This is a genomic window from Paraburkholderia strydomiana (assembly GCF_031456815.1).
GTDB lineage: Bacteria > Pseudomonadota > Gammaproteobacteria > Burkholderiales > Burkholderiaceae > Paraburkholderia > Paraburkholderia caledonica.
Window position 1 is genome coordinate 1 of the sequence record NZ_JAVDVL010000006.1, and the last position, 18,849, is coordinate 18,849.

19 protein-coding genes and 1 pseudogene are annotated in these 18,849 nt (G+C 58.4%); 6 read left to right on the forward strand and 14 right to left on the reverse strand.

All coding sequences use genetic code 11. The annotated features are described in order from the left end of the window. Window positions 1-375: 375 nt before the first annotated feature. Window positions 376-849: a hypothetical protein gene (locus J2W46_RS17300; protein ID WP_310355264.1), complete on the reverse strand. Its 474-nt coding sequence runs from the start codon at window positions 847-849 to the stop codon at window positions 376-378. A 256-nt stretch (window positions 850-1,105) separates the two neighbouring features. Beyond that, entirely contained in the window at window positions 1,106-2,488 is a 1,383-nt protein-coding gene (locus tag J2W46_RS17305) for an MFS transporter (RefSeq protein WP_310355266.1), read from the reverse strand. A 141-nt stretch (window positions 2,489-2,629) separates the two neighbouring features. Here J2W46_RS17305 and J2W46_RS17310 point away from each other — a divergent pair, with 141 nt between their 5' ends. From J2W46_RS17310 to J2W46_RS17320, 3 genes are all read left to right on the forward strand, one after another. After that, window positions 2,630-3,382: an ArsR/SmtB family transcription factor gene (locus J2W46_RS17310; protein WP_310355268.1), complete on the forward strand. Its 753-nt coding sequence runs from the start codon at window positions 2,630-2,632 to the stop codon at window positions 3,380-3,382. Window positions 3,383-3,652: 270 nt separating this feature from the next. Continuing rightward, window positions 3,653-3,844 (forward strand): hypothetical protein, encoded by a 192-nt coding sequence (locus J2W46_RS17315; RefSeq protein WP_310355269.1) that lies wholly within the window; start codon window positions 3,653-3,655, stop codon window positions 3,842-3,844. A gap of 406 nt (window positions 3,845-4,250) precedes the next feature. Further along, window positions 4,251-4,958 carry a DJ-1/PfpI family protein gene (locus J2W46_RS17320; RefSeq protein ID WP_310355270.1) on the forward strand — a complete coding sequence of 236 codons (708 nt, stop codon included), beginning with the start codon at window positions 4,251-4,253 and terminating at the stop codon, window positions 4,956-4,958. 216 nt (window positions 4,959-5,174) lie between these two features. On the opposite strand, the gene J2W46_RS17325 is transcribed toward J2W46_RS17320, so the two are convergent. From J2W46_RS17325 to J2W46_RS17340, 4 genes are all read right to left on the reverse strand, one after another. Continuing rightward, complete coding sequence (locus J2W46_RS17325; protein ID WP_310355271.1) at window positions 5,175-6,371, reverse strand: aminotransferase class V-fold PLP-dependent enzyme; 1,197 nt, start codon at window positions 6,369-6,371, stop codon at window positions 5,175-5,177. Between the two features lie 35 nt (window positions 6,372-6,406). Beyond that, a complete protein-coding gene (locus J2W46_RS17330; RefSeq protein WP_310355272.1) occupies window positions 6,407-6,880 on the reverse strand; it encodes a RidA family protein in 474 nt (157 codons plus the stop codon). A gap of 95 nt (window positions 6,881-6,975) precedes the next feature. Next, entirely contained in the window at window positions 6,976-7,896 is a 921-nt protein-coding gene (locus tag J2W46_RS17335) for a LysR substrate-binding domain-containing protein (RefSeq protein ID WP_310355273.1), read from the reverse strand. 251 nt (window positions 7,897-8,147) lie between these two features. After that, window positions 8,148-8,672, reverse strand: a complete 525-nt coding sequence (locus J2W46_RS17340) for an AAA family ATPase (protein WP_310355274.1) — start codon at window positions 8,670-8,672, stop codon at window positions 8,148-8,150. Between the two features lie 185 nt (window positions 8,673-8,857). Here J2W46_RS17340 and J2W46_RS17345 point away from each other — a divergent pair, with 185 nt between their 5' ends. Continuing rightward, window positions 8,858-9,049: a hypothetical protein gene (locus J2W46_RS17345; RefSeq protein WP_310355275.1), complete on the forward strand. Its 192-nt coding sequence runs from the start codon at window positions 8,858-8,860 to the stop codon at window positions 9,047-9,049. Between the two features lie 245 nt (window positions 9,050-9,294). Here J2W46_RS17345 and J2W46_RS17350 read toward each other — a convergent pair whose 3' ends face one another. Then, window positions 9,295-10,518, reverse strand: coding sequence for an MFS transporter (locus tag J2W46_RS17350; protein WP_374726842.1), 1,224 nt, complete (start codon window positions 10,516-10,518; stop codon window positions 9,295-9,297). A 278-nt stretch (window positions 10,519-10,796) separates the two neighbouring features. Between J2W46_RS17350 and J2W46_RS17355 the strand changes: the two genes are divergently transcribed. Beyond that, the gene (locus J2W46_RS17355) at window positions 10,797-11,195 is read left to right on the forward strand and encodes a VOC family protein (RefSeq protein ID WP_310355277.1); all 399 of its coding nucleotides are present in this window, start codon (window positions 10,797-10,799) and stop codon (window positions 11,193-11,195) included. A gap of 205 nt (window positions 11,196-11,400) precedes the next feature. Here the strand turns inward: J2W46_RS17355 and J2W46_RS17360 are convergent, their stop codons facing one another. The 7 genes and pseudogenes from J2W46_RS17360 to J2W46_RS17390 all read right to left on the reverse strand — a co-directional run bounded on the left by J2W46_RS17360 (window position 11,401) and on the right by J2W46_RS17390 (window position 17,842). Continuing rightward, window positions 11,401-12,312 (reverse strand): alpha/beta hydrolase, encoded by a 912-nt coding sequence (locus J2W46_RS17360; protein ID WP_374726847.1) that lies wholly within the window; start codon window positions 12,310-12,312, stop codon window positions 11,401-11,403. A 91-nt stretch (window positions 12,313-12,403) separates the two neighbouring features. Continuing rightward, window positions 12,404-12,895 carry an NUDIX hydrolase gene (locus tag J2W46_RS17365; RefSeq protein WP_310355279.1) on the reverse strand — a complete coding sequence of 164 codons (492 nt, stop codon included), beginning with the start codon at window positions 12,893-12,895 and terminating at the stop codon, window positions 12,404-12,406. Window positions 12,896-13,124: 229 nt separating this feature from the next. Then, window positions 13,125-13,511, reverse strand: coding sequence for a glutathione S-transferase family protein (locus J2W46_RS17370; protein ID WP_310355280.1), 387 nt, complete (start codon window positions 13,509-13,511; stop codon window positions 13,125-13,127). Further along, window positions 13,444-14,362: pseudogene (gene tnpC / locus J2W46_RS17375) on the reverse strand (IS66 family transposase); the annotation flags it as partial. The pseudogene tnpC and the gene J2W46_RS17370, both read right to left, overlap by 68 nt. A gap of 177 nt (window positions 14,363-14,539) precedes the next feature. Next, window positions 14,540-15,436, reverse strand: a complete 897-nt coding sequence (locus tag J2W46_RS17380; protein WP_310355281.1) for a ParB/RepB/Spo0J family partition protein — start codon at window positions 15,434-15,436, stop codon at window positions 14,540-14,542. Then, a complete protein-coding gene (locus tag J2W46_RS17385) occupies window positions 15,433-16,347 on the reverse strand; it encodes a ParB/RepB/Spo0J family partition protein (RefSeq protein ID WP_310355282.1) in 915 nt (304 codons plus the stop codon). The genes J2W46_RS17380 and J2W46_RS17385 overlap by 4 nt, the downstream gene beginning before the upstream one ends. Continuing rightward, the gene (locus J2W46_RS17390; protein ID WP_374726848.1) at window positions 16,340-17,842 is read right to left on the reverse strand and encodes a recombinase family protein; all 1,503 of its coding nucleotides are present in this window, start codon (window positions 17,840-17,842) and stop codon (window positions 16,340-16,342) included. The genes J2W46_RS17385 and J2W46_RS17390 overlap by 8 nt, the downstream gene beginning before the upstream one ends. Before the next feature lie 197 nt (window positions 17,843-18,039). Here J2W46_RS17390 and J2W46_RS17395 point away from each other — a divergent pair, with 197 nt between their 5' ends. Further along, window positions 18,040-18,381 carry a helix-turn-helix domain-containing protein gene (locus J2W46_RS17395; RefSeq protein ID WP_310355284.1) on the forward strand — a complete coding sequence of 114 codons (342 nt, stop codon included), beginning with the start codon at window positions 18,040-18,042 and terminating at the stop codon, window positions 18,379-18,381. Window positions 18,382-18,849: the final 468 nt, after the last annotated feature.

The following is an 18,849-nucleotide window of genomic DNA, read 5'->3' on the forward strand; positions in this document are numbered from 1 at the left end:
GCGTTGAAATATCGCTCGCCAAGAGCGTTCCGTCGCGCAATGGATTCAGCAACCTTAGTGTGACGCTGTGTCCGGGATTACAGGGTCAACTCCAGAAGGTATGTGCATTATCCATGGCCGGAGTTAGGAACAGCGTCAGATTGTTATCGATCCTAGGCGCGCTCTCGAATGTCCCAAACAGCCAACGGCTGCCTTATGCGGTCCGCATAGACGACTGCGCGCATGTTCTTGCAGCGATCCACAGCGCGCGACCCTGGATGGTCCCTTAGTCCCCCGCGTTGCGGACACTCGACTCGATACGCTTGGCGACAGGGGAATAGACGCGTTCAGGCCCATGCTACAAGCTGCTTCAATTTTTAAAAGCAGTATGCCGCCTCAACTGTCCGGAAAGCGGCGAAGACGCCATGCGAAACGAACGAAAGCCCAACACACAAAACCACCTACAGCGCCAATGGGCATCACCACCCGGATCAATAGCGGATAAGGCGTCCTGTCAATGGCGCCGTGAGGTCCAGACAAGTAGATTGCCATCACAATACCCGTTGATACCATGGTGCCTAGTGACGAGAAGTAAAGCCAATGCCGAATCCGGAACTTGTTGGCGATTAGCATGCCGCAAGCGTAGAACGGCAGTACTGGAACCGAGAAAACGAAGATCCCCATCATGACTGCGCCTGCTTCTAACTGAATGGAAGCCGAAGCGTTCGAAACAAACCCTTTGCCCGGAAACATAGGCTGCCAGCGTCCGAACTCGAGAAATGGGAAAAATGCCATCGCACCCGCAGTCATTGCGAGCGGATAAGCGATAACTGAGCGCCACAACGTGACGAATCTGTCCTCACTATTCATTGCGCTCCTCTAGGGCAGGCAGCTATCGCTGCATCAATGGGGCACCCGTGGGCAGATGTAAATTGGGGCTCGAATTCCTGACTCAATTGTCGACGATTCTGACACTGGAGTCGAACGTCTCGTGTTGGCCGACCGGCGCCTCACGATCCAGTGCGACGGCCGCCTCGGGCGTGCATCTGATGCAACACACATAAGCCCACCCGCAAGGGACGTTCAGTTTCTCGACATCGGCCATTCATTTGGCCCTTGTAACGACTTAGCGGACGTCAAGTGCGTTGGCGTCACGGGCGCCGTGGCGTGATGCTGCGCGCCAGCATACGGCCGCTGTAAGCGACAGTCCGATCGCGAGGAGGACGGCCATGAGAACGCCTTGCCCGGGTGTCCGCGCCGTGCTCATCAACGCGCCGAAGATCGCCACGCCGAATGCAGAGCCGCTCTGCCTACCCGCATTTAGCACTCCAGCCGCGATTCCGGCACAGCTTTTCTCGACAGTGCTCATCACTGCAACCGTGACAGCCGGCGTTATCACGCCCGCGCCAAACCCGACCGCAGGAAAAAACAACGCCACGCGCCAGTATGGCGTATTGTTCGCCATGCCAAGCAATCCTGAAAAACCTATTACGTAAAGCAGAAATCCCCCGACTACAACATGGCGCGCACTGTAAGCGCTGCAGAGCCGACTTGCTGAAAAACTGCCGCCCGCCACCAGCACGGTAAGCGGCAGAAAGGCGAGACCGGTCTGCCAGGCCGGCCAACCACAGCTCTCCTGAAAATGAAGGCTAAGCAGAAACAATAGTCCATAGAAAATGAACGCCGACACTATCGAGACAAAGGCAGACGCGGAAAACACCGGCACGCGGAACAGGCTGAGTGGGAGCATTGGCTGCATGTGTCGGCGCTCGATCACAACGAAACATAGCCATGCCGCCGTGGCCAGCGCGATGCCGCACAGAATGGGCGCCGATCCCCACCCCAGATTCGCGCCTTCGATAAGGATTGCAATTGAACTTCCGAGCGCGACGATTGCTGCCGCCTGGCCGCCAAGGTCCATTTGCGAACCACCACGACGATCCGATGCGCGCGGGATGCGCAAGGTCAGCCACGCACCGCCCATGGCAAGTGGAACGTTCACGAAAAACATGCTCCGCCAACCGAACCAGTAAATCAGTAGGCCGCCTGCAAGCGGGCCCGCTGCCATGGCGACGCCGCCACAACCAGCCCATACGCTGATCGCGCCAGCCCGCTCCGTGGCGTCACGATAGCCGGTGCTGATGAGGGTTAGAGAACATGGGACCAGAAGCGCCGCGCCGACGCCCTGCAACGTGCGTGCAGCCACTAGCGTCGCCAGATCCGGCGCGGCGCCACACACCGCCGACGCGCCTGCGAACACCAGCAACCCTGTCATACACACGTTCTTTGCACCAAGACGGTCGCCTAGCAGGCCGCCCGTTAGCAATAGGCCTGCGAACGTCAGCGTGTATGCATTCACGACCCACTGCAAACCCAACAAGTCTGAACCTAACGTGGCGGCGATACGCGCGAGCGCGATGTTGACGATTGACGTGTCGAGTATGACAACGACATAGCTAAGGCTCGTCGCCCACAAAATACGCTTCTTGTACTTGACTGTTTCATTCATGGAATGAGGTTCCCGACACAATAGGCTGTTGACTATATGGGGGACGCCATCAACAATGCTTCGACACGTGTCGAAGTATGTTCGAATCACGCGTATCGCGTCGAGAAGCGGAAAGAACCATCGCGTCGATTGGAGGGCGCAGTGAGCCAGCACAACATTTCCACAGTCGCCCACCTGATAGCAGAACCGGTCCGTGCCGTGATCCTGATCACGCTGGCCGACAACTGTGCCCGCGCGGCGAGCGCGCTCGCCGAAGTCGCTGGCGTCACGGCACAGACCGCAAGTTCGCACCTTGCAAAGCTTCTTGACGGCGGCTTGCTGAAGGTGGAGGCCAAGGGTCGGCACCGTTACTACACGCTTGCAGGCCCTCACGTTGCCCGCGTGCTGGAGAGCCTCGCGTCCGTCGGCCCGGTCAGTCAGGCGTGGCGCACAGCGCCGAACAGCTCTGCACGCGAACTGCGTTTCGCGCGCTGCTGCTACGATCATCTCGCGGGCCAGATAGGCGTCGCCGTCACGCGAGGCATGATCGAGCACGCCTATCTTGTTCAGCGCGATGAATACGCGTATGAGTTGACACCGCGCGGGAAATCATGGCTGCAGAAACTCGGCGCGGACGCAAGCGAGCCATTCGCCGATCGCGTTGAACACGCAAACCGTTGCCTGGACTGGACAGAGCGGCAATACCACATTGCCGGTGCTCTCGGGGCCTACCTGATGAACGTATTTCGTTCGAATGGATGGATGACGCGGTTTCATAAGACCCGCGCTCTGACAGTGACGCCGGCGGGCTGGGAGGCACTGCGTCAGCAATTGGGGATTGAGCGAAATGATGAGTTGGACGCGCAGGCGAAGTTCGACACGCTGCCTCTTACCAAGTATCGGGATACCGCTTAACCGTCGCTGCACATTGCTGACGATCTAAGCCATGACGTCTTTATGCGATCGCATAAGCCGGGGGGCATGGCGCTGGTGGCACTGGCAGCGTAGTGCCAGGATTTCGTCGCTCCCGGCGGGTGCCGCCGATTATTAACACTGGGGGAACTGCCCGCTCCTGGCCAGCTACCCCCCGACTCGATCGGCGGAAGCCGAGCCAAATAGCTATCGTTGATGCCCGTGTAGCCGCTGCTACAATCATTCGCTTCCGAATTCTCGCTAGCCGACCCTATGCAATACCGCGTCGCCTACGAGCACAGCCTGCGAAGCGCACCGGACGACTTCATCGTCCACGTCCCCTCGCAGCTCGTCGACAACATTCCAGCGAACATCCCGCGGGCGCTGCTGCCCGAATACATCACAGACATCATTCTGAAGCGCTCATCGCAGATCGCCAAGATCCGCAATCTCCGAATTCTCTGAAGACCAGAACGCTGCTGGTTGCAGCCAGCGTTGACCGTGACACGCGACCGCGCTACCGTGAGCCTACTGCCGCCTCGCGTCAGCGGTTAGCTCAAGGGCAATGCCAGACGCAAACCTTCCCCCCTCGCCGTCTAATACGCGCTCACTCATGGGCCCAGCTCGCCGACCTGCAGCCTTCATTTCATCGTTCTGATGCCCACTTGCTTGATCTGATGGAATCAGACTGCCGACTCCGCGCGCCTATGAACACGCGGTCGGTAGCGCGCGCAACACTTGGCTCTCGCCGACACGAGCACTGGAGGACGGCTACGTTCAGTGCGGTCCGCATCCACAAGCGTGCGGCCTGGCGCTCGCAAGCGATCCGGGACACGCGTGGCCGTTACAATGGGTGCGAACCCCACTGGAGATGATCGTGATTGGTGAAAAAATCCGAGTTGGTCTCGTCCTCTTTCCCGAACTGACACAACTTGATCTGACGGGGCCGGCAGAGGTGTTTGGGCGTATACCCGGTGCTGAAATACATCTGCTGTGGAAAACTCTCGACCCCGTATCGTCCGACCGGGGACTGAGAATTCTGCCCACCACGACATTCGCGGCCTGTCCTGAGTTAGACGTGATCTGCGTTCCAGGCGGCCCGGGCCAGATCGCACTCATGGACGATGAAATTACACTGCATTTCCTCAGGACGGCTGCTGCCCATTGCAAACTGGTTACGTCGGTCTGCACTGGATCGCTAGTTCTGGCAGCCGCGGGCCTGCTCGCCGGCTACCGGGCAACGTGCCACTGGTCCTCTATCGACCAGTTGAGTTTGCTCGGCGTTGAACCCGTACATGAGCGCGTTGTGCGGGACCGCAACCGGATTACGGGCGCTGGCGTGACCTCTGGCATCGACTTCGCCCTGACTGTAGTGGCAGATCTCGTAGGTCATCAAGTCGCTCAGGAAATCCAGCTTCAGATGGAGTACGATCCCGCCCCGCCGTATCAGACAGGATCACCGCGCACCGCTCCGCCAGCACTGACTGAAGCAATCCGCCAGAAAAATGCCTCCTTTATCGAACAGCGCAGGTCTGCTACGAAGCGCGCGGCAGAACACCTTGCGAAGACGCTGGAGTAAGCCCGAATCGCGCGGCTTGCTTGCGATCTTTACGGAGCGTCGAGCGTCCGAAAGTGGCCAGTTGCCGAGGTCCGCTATTCAAGCGACACGCGTCCCCATGCGACCGAGGCTGGAACTTCCGGACGCCATCCACTGGGGCCCTTCAGATCTGCCGGAAGCTGCCGCTCCATCTAGCAGGCACACTGACGCCCTCTGCGCGCCCAGGCACCGCTTGAGTTAGTGCACCAATGCTCGTATTCCCTCAAGTAGTTTGCCGATCTCCACTTCCGTGGTCAGGTAGCTGACCGAGGCGCGCGCGATCTGTTCAAGTCCTCTGGATGCCATATCCATTGGGGTGTAACCGACGCCATTGCTGCCTATCGAGACACCCCGAGCCGCAAGACTGCGCTGCACCGATTGGGCATCCAGCCCCACCACATTGAATGCCACCAGACCGGATAGTTCAACGCCTTGATCGAGCACCGTCACACCCGGAATGTCGGCCAGTTGTATACGCAAGACCTGCGCGATGGCGTCGATCCGCGCGCGGATATTGTCAATCCCGATTTCGAGGGCTTCCTGCAACGCATTGGCAAGTCCGCAGCGCAGCGCCAGCGACGCTTCCGCCGATTCGAACCGCGCAGCATCGTTTCGCAAGACGGGTTCGCCGTTCAGATCAAGTGGAGCGGACCGCCTGTCAACGAACGCCGGCGTCAACCGGGATAGAAAATCCTGCCTGACATACAACAGGCCCGTGCCTCTCGGACCACGCAGTGCTTTCCGACCCGCACCGCTCAGAACATCGCAACCCACCTCAACTACGTCGACAGGGAGTTGGCCCACTGCCTGTGCGGCGTCGATAAAGTACGGGATGCCGTGACGGCGCGCCACCCGCCCGATCGCCGCGGCGGGATTGATCAGGCCGCCGTTCGCCGGTAACCAGGTGAGTGCAATCAGGCGCACCCGATCGTCGAGCATCGCTTCCAGCGCGTGGGGGTCCACTGCACCGCTAATATCGGAGGGAATGGCCTCGATCGACGCGCCCGAGCGCTGAGCGACCAACTGCATTGCGGCGAGATTACCGCCCCACTCATGGCGTCCGACGAGGATGCGATCGCCGGGTTGCCAGGACCCCAGCGCGGCAAATGCGGCCCCCCACCCCGGCGAATTGCCCGTAGTCATCGCTATCTCGGAAGGCTGGGCGTTTAGCAGTTTGGCCGCAAGCAGACGAGCTCGCTCCGTCTGCTCGCTCGCGGCCACCCCCGCCTCCATCGGCCCCAAGGTTGCTTCGCGCCACAGGTGGGCATGAATTGCCTCCAACGTGGCCGAGGACGGCAGCGAAGCGCCCGCGTGATTGAAATGTGTGATGCTTTGCGCGCCAGGAGTGCTTGCACGCAATGCGTCCACGGCAGTTGGCGAAAGGCTGGTAGACATAGGCGGATTCCGGTGGTACGTGGTGAGGATCGGTTTCACGGCTGCGTAAGCGAGACAACGGCCTCCACCTCCACCGCCACGCCTGCGGGCAACGACGCGACACCGACAGCGCTGCGCGCATGACGGCCGACATCGCCGAATACCTCAATCATCAAGTCGGACGCGCCGTTGGCGATTGCGCTTTGGCGATTGAATTCCGGCGTACTAGCCACGAACACATCCAGCCGCACGACACGCGCGACGCGGTTCAGACGATCACCTGTAGCGGCAGCAATCTGGGACAGTACGCCCAACGCCGACAGGCGCGCCGCTTCGATCCCGTCATGGTCGGAAATGTTGTCGCCGAGACGGCCCACGTAAGCCGGCTGATTACCCTTCCGGGAGATCTGGCCTGAGATATAGAGGAGATTGCCGTCCTGCGCGAACGATACGTAGTTGGCAGCAGGAAAGGCGGCGGGCTCAAGCGTGAGTCCCAGTTCGGCAATGCGAGCGGAAATTAATAAGGTCATGGTAGAAGCGTCCGCTCAAGATGGAAGAAGCCCCCATCCTAGTGACCCAGCCATCACGTGACCAATCAATTTTCACGCGCTACTCATGAATAAAACTAATACGTCCGCCCAAGCACACCCTCGCGGGCGGTTTTAGTGAGCCAGGTGCAGAACCCCGAAGCGGCCTTGCTCATGCCAGCCTTCGGCGTCACGAGCCACCAACCGATTCGGGGCTCGTCCAGTACCGTATCGGGTAGCGCCTGAACCAACGCCCCACTCGCTAACTGCAGGCTGATCAGGTTGTGGCGCCCCATGGCGATACCCTGTCCGGCCAGCGTGGCTTCCACGACGATGTTGTAGTCGTGCAGTTGTACCGTCCGTGCATCGCGCAAATCCACGCCGAAGCGATGCGCCCAGGCGTCCCATTCGAATGGCTGTCTGGAATGTGAAGTCAGCACGGGGAAGCGCAAAAGATCTCGCGGCTCACTTGGCGGGTTCGCACCGACAAGCAGGGCGGGCGCACAGACCGCGGACAGACGTTCGGGCATGAGCTGTTGCGCGTGGACATCGGACCATCCTCCGCGGCCATAACGGATTGCAACGTCCACCTCACCGCCGGACACGTCGGCAAGCGAAATTTCCGGCAGCAGTTTTAGGACTATGTTGGGATGGGCCGCATGAAAACTTTCCAGGCGCGGAGCCAACCAACGCGTCGCGAAAGAGGCCAATAGTCCGACGGTCAAGGTCGTCAGTTTGGTCATTGGCGCACGGGCCTCCTGCGTGCCTTGCCGCAGTAGTTCGAACGCTGCGTGAACTCTCGCGTAATAGGTCTGCCCAGCCACCGTCAGTGCGATCGCACGCGCGCGGCGTTCGAATAATGCCACGCCAAGATCGCCTTCCAGCTTCTGAACCTGATGGCTGATGGCACTTTGCGTTACGAACAACTCTTGCGCCGCCAGACTGAAACTCAGGAGTCTCGCAGTTGCTTCAAATGCACGCAGAGATAAAAGGGATGGTAGCTGAGGTGTGGTACGCATAAGGTCCGCAAAATGACCCTGAGTGCGCCATGTAACGCTGATCGTCCCCAGCTCAGCGTACAGTGGTGCTTTGCTCCGAGATTGTCTACGATTCAAGCTCGCGAGTTAAACGCCCTAACTGGCCGAGGCTGCGAATAAACTCGAGCCTGGTCAGGCAGACGGCGCTCCCCCCCTTCCGAACCGATTTTAAGCCCGTACCCGGCGGTCTGGAAAGCCGAGTTCGTTGACCGGCTCGTTCGGCGTTCTTTGCGCTAAACAGTTCGTCCCCCAGGCGGGGTAAGCGGCAGTTGTTGCATGATTCCTTCGATGGCCTGCTCGACCGAACACATTGCAGTGTCGACGACGAGGTGGGGACATTCCCATGGGTCGTATTGACGTTCGAGCACGCTTTGCCATGTCGGCAACTCAAGACCGGGGCTATCGGCCTTTCGCACCTCAACCCTGTGCCGGTGCATTGACGCATCCGAACAAACCAACTCAATTTCGAAAATCTGCACACCTGCGTCGAACGCTACATTTCTCCAGGCGCTACGCGTAATCCGCAACGGGTTGACGGAGTCCGCGACGACAGTCGACCCCAGCCGTAAGTTATCGCAGGCAACCGCATATGCGGCCACATAGCCAGCAGCCTTGGTGTCCGCTCCGCCGCTGTTGCACGACCTGATTGCCTGCTCGAAGGTATCTATGCGTAGATAAACCGCAGCGAGCTTGCGGGCCAGTGTTTGCGCTACCGTCGTCTTGCCAGTGCCGGGTAGTCCGCCGAAGGCGATCAACACTTTCGATGCTCCTCGATCAGTAGACGGAGACACATTGTTACCGCTCCAGGTCACGAGGTCGACTGTGTCCTTGGGGCTCGACTACGGCGCGACGCGATCGGCGGAAGCCCCGCGCCAGGTTGCCATCGTCAATGCTGGTTCAGCTACTACTACAATCATTTGCTTCGAGATCCCTCTGCCTTGCCATGCAATATCGCGTCGCCTACGAGCACAACCTGCGAAGCGCACCGGACGACTTCGTCGTCCACGTGCCGTCGCAGCGTGTCGACGACGTACCGGCCAACATCCCGCGGGCGCTGCTGCCCGAGTACATCACAGACATGATTCTGAAGCGCTCATCGCAAATCGCCAAGATCCGCAATCTTCACGTTCTCTGACTATCGAAACGCCGCTAACGGCAGCAAGCATCTGACATAGCCGGCACGCTCAGATAAAAGAGTTTCAGACGTCCATTTGCTGCGCGCTCTCGGTCTTCCTGGCAGATCGGGATGCGGGGGCCTAGTCCAACAGGCGGGTAGCAGCGCCCCCTGCACTGCCCACGAACCAGAACGTCTGACGTCGGCCGAGGGTCGCGCCTACATATGCCAAACGATAGGCGACAGTTCGAGCATGGCTTTAAATGTCATGCGGCCGGCGCGGCGTTATTCAGCCCAGGGCGCCGACGTGTGAGAACCAACAGCAGAATCAATGCAGTTCCCGAACACAGGATCGCCGCCTCTAATAAGGCTGAGCTTCCAAGCCGGGTCAGTAGTGCAATGAAAAAAGGCGGCGCGGCGGCGCAACTCATGTTCAGAGGTAACGCGATGCGCGATGCTGCCAACGCGTAGTCCGCCTTGTCATAAAACACCAAGGGTATCGTTGCGCGTGCGACCGCGAGTGCTCCGCTACCCAGACCGTAGAAGAGGACAAAGATCGCCACAGCAGTATGCGAACCGTGCTCCAACATGAGCAACACCATCGAAAGTGGAAGAACGATTCCGGCAAGGATTCCCGTCGAAATGCCATCCCATCTGGCTCCGCCCAGGAAGTCTACCGCCCTCGCGCCCACCTGGATTACTCCGAGTGCGGAGCCAAAGGCAACCGCTTGCATCGAAGGCAGTCCTGCCGCTTTGAGTAGTTCGAAAAAAATTGCGCTGAAGCCGAAGGTTACAAATGCATTCAATGTGATCGCCGCTGCAATCAGATAGAACGTACCTTTCCGTGTCGGTGCTCCGACTGTCTCGACGACAAGGCGCCGATTTTGATTGACCGGTGCCGTCGTCGCTGGAAGCCCAAACACATAAAGCGGCAGAGATATGAACATCAGCATTGCAGCATAAACCGTACAGATCGCCTGCCATCCAACCGCGGTGGCCAGTAGTGATGCGATTGGCCAGAAAATGCTGTTCGCCAATCCGGTAGCCAGCATAAGGCCACCGATAGCGCGTTTCGCCCCCTGGCCGTAGAGCTCGTTTAGCATGATGTAGGCTGCCGTTGAGAGCGTGGCACTACCCGCTGTTCCGAGCGTCACCCAGCCAGAGAAATACAACAAAGGCCCGTGACACACGGCCAGCAGGAGGAAACCGAGGGCAGAGAGAATCGTGCCCATGATCATGACGCGCCTCGCACCAAACCGGGCAAAGACCTTGGCCAGAAGTGGAGCCCCAAGCCCCATCACAGCATACAGAACCGAGTTGGCGGCGAAGACAGACGAAATGTCCATCTTCAAATCGTCGGCCATCCGCCTTCCGACGATCGATGGCAAGCCTACTGTTCCCCACCCGATGATCTGCGTTACAGACAACACAAAGAGTGGGATCGCGACCCTTCTGTCAGATAAAGGTATGCGCATCGACTTGTCCGTCATCAATGGGTTTGTGACTAACCGGTTTTGAGCACGCTGGACGCATATTGTCGACGATCCGGAAAATCGTGTCGAACGTCTCTAGTTGCCGCCGATCACCGCCTCATGCAAACGGCATCGAACGCTCGCATCTCACGTCGCCGCGATCGGCAGCACGCAACCGAAAGAGACGCTCGGGGTGTCCGATAGCAGCCATTCATCCTCGATGTCATAGCGGGTGCCGAACGTATCTTGGCCGTGGTAACGTGCAAAGACATCGCGGCCTGAACAGGAAGATCAAGATGATTTCGCATGTTTTCGTGGGCGTTAATGACTTTGACCGTGCCTTCGAATTCTATTCGGTCGTCATGAGCGAACGCGGGCATGAATTGAAGTTTTGTGAGCCAGCTAAACCGTGGGCGGGTTGGATGGCTGAGGGTGCGCCGCGTCCGCTCTTCCTTATCGGCAAGCCATATGACGGTGACTCAGCAGAACGCGGAAACGGTCAAATGATGGCGTTGCTCGCGCCTGATCGTCGTTCAGTCGACAATGCATACGCTTGTGCATTGGCAAACTCAGGTTCTTGCGAAGGCCCTCCCGGCTTACGAACACACTACCACCCCGACTATTACGGGGCGTACGTCCGCGACCCGGACGGAAACAAGATTTGTGTTTGTTGTCACGATCCAGTGAAGCAGTAAATTTTTGCGCGTTCCGTCAAAATGGCTGTTATCGAAACACCCCGGCGACCGTCTCTTGGCCGTGCACTGACTCATGCAAAACGCATCGGCGGCTCGCCCTCCGTTGATCTCGATCGACGCCAGGCGACCCACTTCTGCCACTTGCATTTCTTGAACGCGGACGCTCAGAGGCGGTCCGCCCTCGCCGTCATAGCGGCGAGAGCCATTATCGTGGACTTACCGACGCGCGCTGCAGGAAGGTCGAAATCACGTCTACGACGCCGTCGGCCAACGGAAGATCTGGGTTGCTGTACGTAGAGATGTTTTCTTCTCTGTCGTCCGTTCGAACCGTTTTCAGAACATGATTGGCGTTTGTGACAAGCGCAAGCTCAGCTTGCGGGTTCGCATGCTTTAGCCGCTCTGCATCGCCACGTTTAACCTGAATATCTCGCAGTCCCTGCACAATGAGGACCGGCTTTGCATAGTCGGCTAGCAGTGCAATTGGATCAAGCGTCAGTTCGCTCATTAGAAAGCGCTGTACACGCGGCCTGAACAAAGGCATCAATGCGGGATCGATCTTTGTAGCACTCACCGCTTGTCCAGCTTCGAGGGATTTGAGCACCAACATTGCCTTACCCATGATTGGCGTATTTGCCGGATTCGCTAGCAGCTGTTCCTTCAGCACATCCCCCAAAGGACGTCCCGCTGTCGAAACCAGGATTAGACCGCAAATATCCACCGCGCTCTGTGCTGCCACCAGCGCGACCAACCCGCCTTCGCTATGACCCAACACCCATACGCAGGAAACGCCAGTGCGCTTCCGGATGGTAGTCACCCATGAGCGCACGTCAGTCGCGTAGTCGCCAATTGTCACGTCGTCCGCATCGGATATAGCTGGCGCGCTACCGTACATACCTCTTTTGTCGATGCGGACCGTCGCAATGCCACGGCTTGTCAGCCCCTCGGCCAATAGTTGATATGTCGAGGCATGGAGATCGTTTGGGCCGTTTCCATTCCGATCAGTCGGACCTGAACCAGGAACGATTAGGACCACAGGGACATGATTTACCGCTGGTGACAGCAGAGTGCCCCGCAGCGGACCTGACGGACCCGGCGCAATAATCTCCGTTCGAACGATCTGCGACGAGGCTCCAGAATGGATAGCTGCAGCCATTGCGATAGCGCCAACAATGGTCATACGCAGTAATGGGCCAGCGAGGTGCGCCCGCTCAGTAAGAGATTTCGAAATGCGATTCCCGCTGGATCACGTGTGCCAGCGCGATATGCTCGGCCTGAAGCAATTGACGAAGGAAGGTGGGTCTCACTTCAATTTCAGACAACCGTTGCCGAGAAACCCACGAGAACGTAAGGCGTTTGTTTCCCTCCGAGCCATGATGCGAAACCGCCAAATCTAGCAACGGCGATCCAGATTCTAGGCGTGCAACGAGATAGAGGCCAATCTCATGATTTGTCCGCCCGTTATGGGTGAAGAAGTTCTCGACGACACAGAGCGTTTTCTCGATTTGGACGGAAGCGCCAATCTCCTCATGCATCTCACGGACGACCGTCTGTGCAGCATGCTCGTCAGGCTCGACCCGGCCTCCTGGAAGACACCAGAAGTCATCGCCCTCCACCTGATGAAGTAGCACGTATTCGTCTTGAAAGATGACGGCGGCCGCCCTCAGATTGAAACGATGACTACCGGTGTCAAACGAAATCATGATCTTGAGTTCGAAGATTTGTGAGGCGCCATTTTAGGCTGAGCATATCGGCGCGCGGTCGAATGTAACCGATCTTGGTCCACACGTCGAACGTCTCATGTTGGCCGGGGGTGAGGCAGTTCCCCCGGCAATTTGCTCTCCGGAAACCGGCCATCGCGGGAGTGAGGGCGAGACCTCGGCTCTTAAACTGCACGACGATCTCACAGGCGGCTCATGGCCGCTACGTGCCTCACGCCCGTGTCCGGCACATGCTGCCCCGGGCGGCGAATCGCTGCCACCAGTCGGTCAATTTTTTGTGCCCATTCATCAATAACGTAGACTCGTCCGCTTGCATGAAGCACGCGAAGATAGGCGCGGCGTATAGATCGGCCAATGTCACGGTGTCGCCGATCAAAAATCTGCGGTCATCGGACAGCCGAGTTAGCTCGGACAAGCACACGTCGTCACGAGGCATCGCAGCGGCAATTTTCTGCTCATTTGCTAACCGGCCTTCGCGAGTTGAAACGTAAGCGCGGCACCAGCAACGTCTTGACTGGAGATCGCGATCTTCAGACTGTGGTGCGGAGCTGAGCGGCAACGACCCACGGTGCAAGTTCGTCGATGCGATTGATCGCATGGTCGGCGATGCGTGCAAGCACGTAGCGCAGATACGCCTGAGGTTCGATGCCGTTGAGTTTTGCGGTCCCGATGAGGCTGTAGATCGCGGCGGCACGTTCTCCACCAGAGTCCGCACCAGCGAACAGGTAGTTGCGGCGTCCGATGGGCACACCGCGCAGTGCGCGCTCGACCGCCAGGTTGTCGATCTCCAAGTGTGCATCATCGCAGTAGCGCGTGAGCGCCTCCCACCGGTTCAGGGCATAGAGAATCGCCCGGCTCGTGTCGGACTTGCGCGAGAGCGTCTCCACCATGGCGCTGAGCCACGCATGGAGTTGATCGAGTAGCGGCCAGGCATGGGCGTGCCGATATACGCGCCGCTCATCGGGCGGTTTGCCCCGGACCGCATCCTCGACCCGATACAACGCGCCGATGCGTTCGAGTGCTTCGGTATTGAATGCATTCGGTCGTGCGGCATGCAGTTCGTAGAACTGACGGCGTGCATGCCCAGCATGCTGCTTCAACAACGCGGCCCGTTTCGTAGATGGCCTGATAGCCGCCATACGCATCGGCCTGCAAGGTGCCGCCGAACGATTCAAGATGCTGCTGCGGAAGAATGCCTTTACGGTCGGGGCTGTACGCGAACCATACGGCAGGCGGCGTGATGTCACCCGAGTTCCGGTCATCGCGCATGTACACCCACAAGCGACCGGTCTTCGCCTTGCCGTTGCCCGGCGCGAGCACCGGTACCGGCGTGTCATCGGCGTGGAGTTCCGTTGCCGCCATCACGTGACGACGCAACGCATCGACGAGAGGTTGCAGGAGCGTCGCGGCGTGACCGACCCACTTCGCGACTTGCGAGCGATCAAATGCATAAAGAGCGGCGACCACCTCCTTCAAGGTGGTCGCCGCTTCAGATAGCAGCACAATCCGTCCCGCACTTTCACGTATAACCACAAATAGGCGCTTTAGCATGCGGACCACGCACGCGCAAACGGCATAGATTGCATCAGCGAGACTGCCGGAAACGCGACCAGCGCGAACGTCCTCTCATTCTTGCTCTGATATGCGTTGGTCCGCCGAAATCGCGTCCATTGTCGAAACCAAGCTAGCCAGAGAGTCGCCATGGAAACGTTTAAGGTGGGCGTGAACAGCTTCGTTTCGAATCAGGCGCGTCATGAAACTTTTGGCCACGACAAGTGTGAGCATCGTGTCGCCCACCTCGTCCTCCACTGACTGGCAATCCTGCCGAAGCCGCTCCATCTCGGCCTCCATCTTGGCGAGATCTTCAGGGTTGAAATCCCCTTTCTTTTTTTTTGCGCTGTCGATTAGACCGTCGGGGCGCGTGGTCAACAGTATTGTTGACGCGTAATTCGCCGTGAACTTGTTGGCCGCGATCATCATCTCTGCCGCTTCTATTTGGCGGAACGGCTTCATCTTTTTCAAGGCACGAAACACATGGGGCGCGACTTGTCGATCCTTCAAAAGTGTTGCCACCTCCGGCGCTATTCCGTCAAGCAACGCGACCCGCTCTTTAATTGAGCGCACATCCATACTCAGAACCTCCGCAATCCTTTGTTCCGAGGCGCCCATCGAAAGAGTCTTTCGAATCATCCTGTGCTCTTGAACAACCGCTATGCGCCCGACGTGGCGATTGAATGTGAATGCTTCATCGTCGCTGGACACCATGCACGGCGCAGTCGTTCGTCCAAGGCGCTTCAACGCTTCGAGCCGCAGCCTGCCGTCGAGAAGATCGTAGTCCCCCGGATGCTGCGTCGAAGGAAACACCGCCAGAGGTTCGATCACTCCGAGCTCTGCAATCGAGCTCATGATCGTTCTGAATTTGGCAGTCTCGATTGCCGTCGGCGACAACTGGGAGCCGGGGATGATCGTCTCAATTGCGATCTCAATGATCTTCTGCTCGAATGCATGCTTGATGTGGCTCATGGCATTAGCTCCGGTGGCAAGCGCGTAGCAACAGCCTCAGGAATATCTCGAATGTCTTCCGCTCTAAGTAAAGTTCGAAAGTGTTCATCTGCGAGGAACTTTTTTAATGCCGAAACAATCAGCAAAAGTCGCTGCTGCTGAATGTTCGCGTTTTGCACGATCATTCGTTGTTTGCGCGCCTCGTTTTGGTATGTGCGCAACAACTTTTGGGGGGTGGGCTTGTCGCGGGTCGCGCTGCGCGCCGACAGTTTCTTTCCGCTTGCCTCGCGCTTGCTCAGAATCCGGCGAACCCTCAGCAGCTGATCACCGTTCAGGGTTCCGCCTTCATAAGCGGCAAGCATGGCCGCTTGTACTTCCGCGCTCGGCAAGCGAGCCACCTCGACGGCGAGCCACAAAGGCATCGCGCGCCTTTCAACCGCCTGGATCAGTTTCTCTTCTCCCTTTGCGAGCAGCATCAGAATTCCGCTGACATAGGACGATTCGAGGTTTGTCTTTCGCGCAATCTCTTCGGATGAGTATCCCTTGTTGCGCAGCTCCTGCAACTTGCCCAGCAGCTCAAAGGCGCGGTGCTGGCGCCGAGCGAGATTTTCCGCCAAGGTGATGAGGTGCCGGTCCGCCGCGCTTGCTTCCACCACACAGCAGGGGATCATGGTTTCGCCTAGCGCCCTTAAAGCCTCTAGCCGTCCCTGTCCGCACAAAACCTCATGCCAGTCGCCCTCCACGTCTCGGCCGCCAAAAGCAACCGTGATCGGACGCTTCAACCCCACTGAGGCAATGTTTTCGACCAGTTGGGAGAAGAAGTATTGGTTTCGGACACGAGGATTCAGCACTCGTAGCCGGTCTGCCGAAAGAAGCGTGATCTTGTCGCTGCGCGGGAGCGTAGCGACAAACTTCTCTATGCGATCATTCATAGCCAACTCCTTTGATCAAAGGAACACGGCGCGCGATGCGGCATAGCATCGACAGATCGTCGTATCGATAGCCGTCCAGCCCAAAATCGTTGTGCTCCCCAATTCGCACGAGGTCCGAATGGAAATCTATTGCCGGCAGTAAGTAGTAGTCGCGGATCGTTTTTGCGTCAGCGTCCATTCGAACGGCGACAGTGATATCGGGTCGCAAAGCATTGTCAAAGCGGATAATCCAACGATTCCCGCCCCACTCGGTTCTCCGACAACGCGAGAGCACCAAAGACACGAAGAACTCGCTGTTGACGAGAAGCAGGCCTGGCGCATCTCCCCGCTCCACCGTAGCGCCGACGTCCCTTATCGCGCGCTCCGTGCCTTCAACAACGCCCGGGTGTAGCTCGCGCAGGTGTTTGTTGATCTCCACGTAGGAGTAGTCGCGAGCCGGCGTGTATCCAATCAGGCTGTATGTCCTAAGCAAGCTGCCGAACCGGCTCATGTATGCGCTGCTTGACGGGCAACCCCGCGCTTCGTCGATCACCATCCCCGAGAGGTAGCCGTGCCGCCATAAGACCCGGCGCAGCACTTCGAGCATTTCGGCATCGCTCATTCGATAAGACCGCGCCAAAATCACCTGCCGGGCCGCATCGAACATTAGCTTTTCGACGACAGGCTCAAACGCGTCTTCTTTTCTGATCCATGCAGCCGGCGGATTGCGAATCCGTTCTTGCTTTAACTTAAAGGAAACGCGATTCCAAACGTTGTGCCCGACGTATTTCTCATTGATAAGGATTTGATGGACTGTTCCGCGCGTCCAGGCTGTCCTGCGATCGGTCACCACTCCTCGTTCGTTGAGCTCCGCCGCGATCTCTGATTCGGTGAGCCCGTCCTCGACGAACGAGCGATAGATGCTGCGCACGGTCGCCACCTCGTCAACCGGGCCTGGGACGAGAATCACCCGATCGGTTTGAAGGGCTTTGTGCTCTCCGCGCCCAAGCTCTTGTTGAGGCGCGCCGGTTTGATCCACTCGCATGCGTCTCAAGCCGTATCCTGCCGGACCGCCTTGGCGATGCCCCTCCCGAATGTGTCGGCATTGGCCAGCGTGGACTTTCACGCTCAGCTCCCGGCTGTATTCGCCAGCCATCGTTCGTTTTACGCTTTTTATGATGCTGGAGATCGGGCTGCCATCGTTCTCGAATTGCTCTGCACAGTAGAGGATCTTCACGCCTGCCTGCTTACAGCGGATCTCGTAGCTAGCTGCCATGTCGGGATCTTGGAAGCGCCCCCAGCGGCTTACGTCGTAGACCAAGACAACGGCGAAATTTGCGCCGCCGGATTCGACGTCTGAGATCAGCCGTTTAAGAGAATCCCTGCCGTCCAGGCGCAAGCCGCTTTTCCCTTCATCAGCGTAGACGCGGACAATTTCCAAACCTCGGCTGTCGGCAAAGGTTCGAATAACGTCAAGCTGGTTTTCAGTCGAGTATTGTTGATGCTCGGTCGACATGCGCACATACGCCACCGCCCGGCCGCCGTGGCCGTCTTTCTGGGTCTGCTCTTTGCGCGTCGATCGATTCACACCACCTCCCGACGAAGGCGATGCGGGCGAACGCGGCCGCTCATTTCCAACTCAACATGGATCTGAACGCTGCGCCTTCTATCCGGTGCCTACGTTCAGAAATCTTAGTTTTGGAGGCGCGAAAAATGTTGCCGAAAAACAGCAAAAAGTTGCGCAGCGGTCCAGAAATCTGCGCGGAATATCCGGCTGTCATCGCATTGGCGCTGGCCAGAGAAGTGGGAGACTCGAAACATGCTGTGAAAAGGCTCGCGCGGCTAACCGGTGCAAGCGAGCGCACCGTCCAGAACTGGCTGACCGGGGTGCGGGGACCGAGCGGGCCCCACCTCATCACGCTTTCGATGTATTCGACGGCTGTTCACTGGGCCTATCTGTCGTTGTCCGAGCGTATAGAAGACCCCACTCCCAACGCGAGCGCCTTGGTTGGGCTGCTCAAAGAGGCGCTTGGTCTCCTGACAAATCAGACGTGATATCAATCGTTGTCAACGTCGGGCGCAATTTCCCCTGTCGAAGCAAAAGTCCCCAACTTTGCGAACGGTGATCAGCCGGCGTCGTGACCAAGTAAGCTTCTATGGGGGCGGCCCGGTCGCCGGCGAGCGAGGCTAAGCGGACACGGACTTCATTGACGATGGGCGGTTGCGCGGGGGTCGTGCGGGTATTGGCATGCTCACGCAGGCGATACGACGAGCCCTCAATTTGCACGACGATGCGAGCAGGATATGCCGCATTAAGTCCGGCATCAGTAATTGCCGGCCTGCCCAACAAGCACCGCCAGCCGCGTTAGCGACCAGTGTTGCAGATTGTGAGAGCAACCTGCGCTCGGCATGTCGGAACCACAAACATTTGCATTGATCGTGATGCTCCGTTGACTGCTTTAAGGCGAGCCAGGGTGAAGTGCACCCCGGCCTGTCTTTTTTGTTCCGTCGACGACGAGCCCT

Bases quoted from the DNA above. Each gene is read 5' to 3' on its own strand.
- J2W46_RS17365 (WP_310355279.1), bottom strand. From the start codon at position 12,895: ATGATTTCGTTTGACACCGGTAGTCATCGTTTCAATCTGAGGGCGGCC.
- J2W46_RS17320 (WP_310355270.1), top strand. From the start codon at position 4,251: ATGATCGTGATTGGTGAAAAAATCCGAGTTGGTCTCGTCCTCTTTCCC.
- J2W46_RS17370 (WP_310355280.1), bottom strand. From the start codon at position 13,511: ATGCGATCAATCGCATCGACGAACTTGCACCGTGGGTCGTTGCCGCTC.
- J2W46_RS17315 (WP_310355269.1), top strand. From the start codon at position 3,653: ATGCAATACCGCGTCGCCTACGAGCACAGCCTGCGAAGCGCACCGGAC.
- J2W46_RS17395 (WP_310355284.1), top strand. From the start codon at position 18,040: ATGTTGCCGAAAAACAGCAAAAAGTTGCGCAGCGGTCCAGAAATCTGC.
- J2W46_RS17380 (WP_310355281.1), bottom strand. From the start codon at position 15,436: ATGAGCCACATCAAGCATGCATTCGAGCAGAAGATCATTGAGATCGCA.
- J2W46_RS17390 (WP_374726848.1), bottom strand. From the start codon at position 17,842: ATGTCGACCGAGCATCAACAATACTCGACTGAAAACCAGCTTGACGTT.
- J2W46_RS17300 (WP_310355264.1), bottom strand. From the start codon at position 849: ATGAATAGTGAGGACAGATTCGTCACGTTGTGGCGCTCAGTTATCGCT.
- J2W46_RS17345 (WP_310355275.1), top strand. From the start codon at position 8,858: ATGCAATATCGCGTCGCCTACGAGCACAACCTGCGAAGCGCACCGGAC.
- J2W46_RS17355 (WP_310355277.1), top strand. From the start codon at position 10,797: ATGATTTCGCATGTTTTCGTGGGCGTTAATGACTTTGACCGTGCCTTC.
- J2W46_RS17350 (WP_374726842.1), bottom strand. From the start codon at position 10,518: ATGACGGACAAGTCGATGCGCATACCTTTATCTGACAGAAGGGTCGCG.
- J2W46_RS17335 (WP_310355273.1), bottom strand. From the start codon at position 7,896: ATGCGTACCACACCTCAGCTACCATCCCTTTTATCTCTGCGTGCATTT.
- J2W46_RS17325 (WP_310355271.1), bottom strand. From the start codon at position 6,371: ATGTCTACCAGCCTTTCGCCAACTGCCGTGGACGCATTGCGTGCAAGC.
- J2W46_RS17330 (WP_310355272.1), bottom strand. From the start codon at position 6,880: ATGACCTTATTAATTTCCGCTCGCATTGCCGAACTGGGACTCACGCTT.
- J2W46_RS17305 (WP_310355266.1), bottom strand. From the start codon at position 2,488: ATGAATGAAACAGTCAAGTACAAGAAGCGTATTTTGTGGGCGACGAGC.
- J2W46_RS17385 (WP_310355282.1), bottom strand. From the start codon at position 16,347: ATGAATGATCGCATAGAGAAGTTTGTCGCTACGCTCCCGCGCAGCGAC.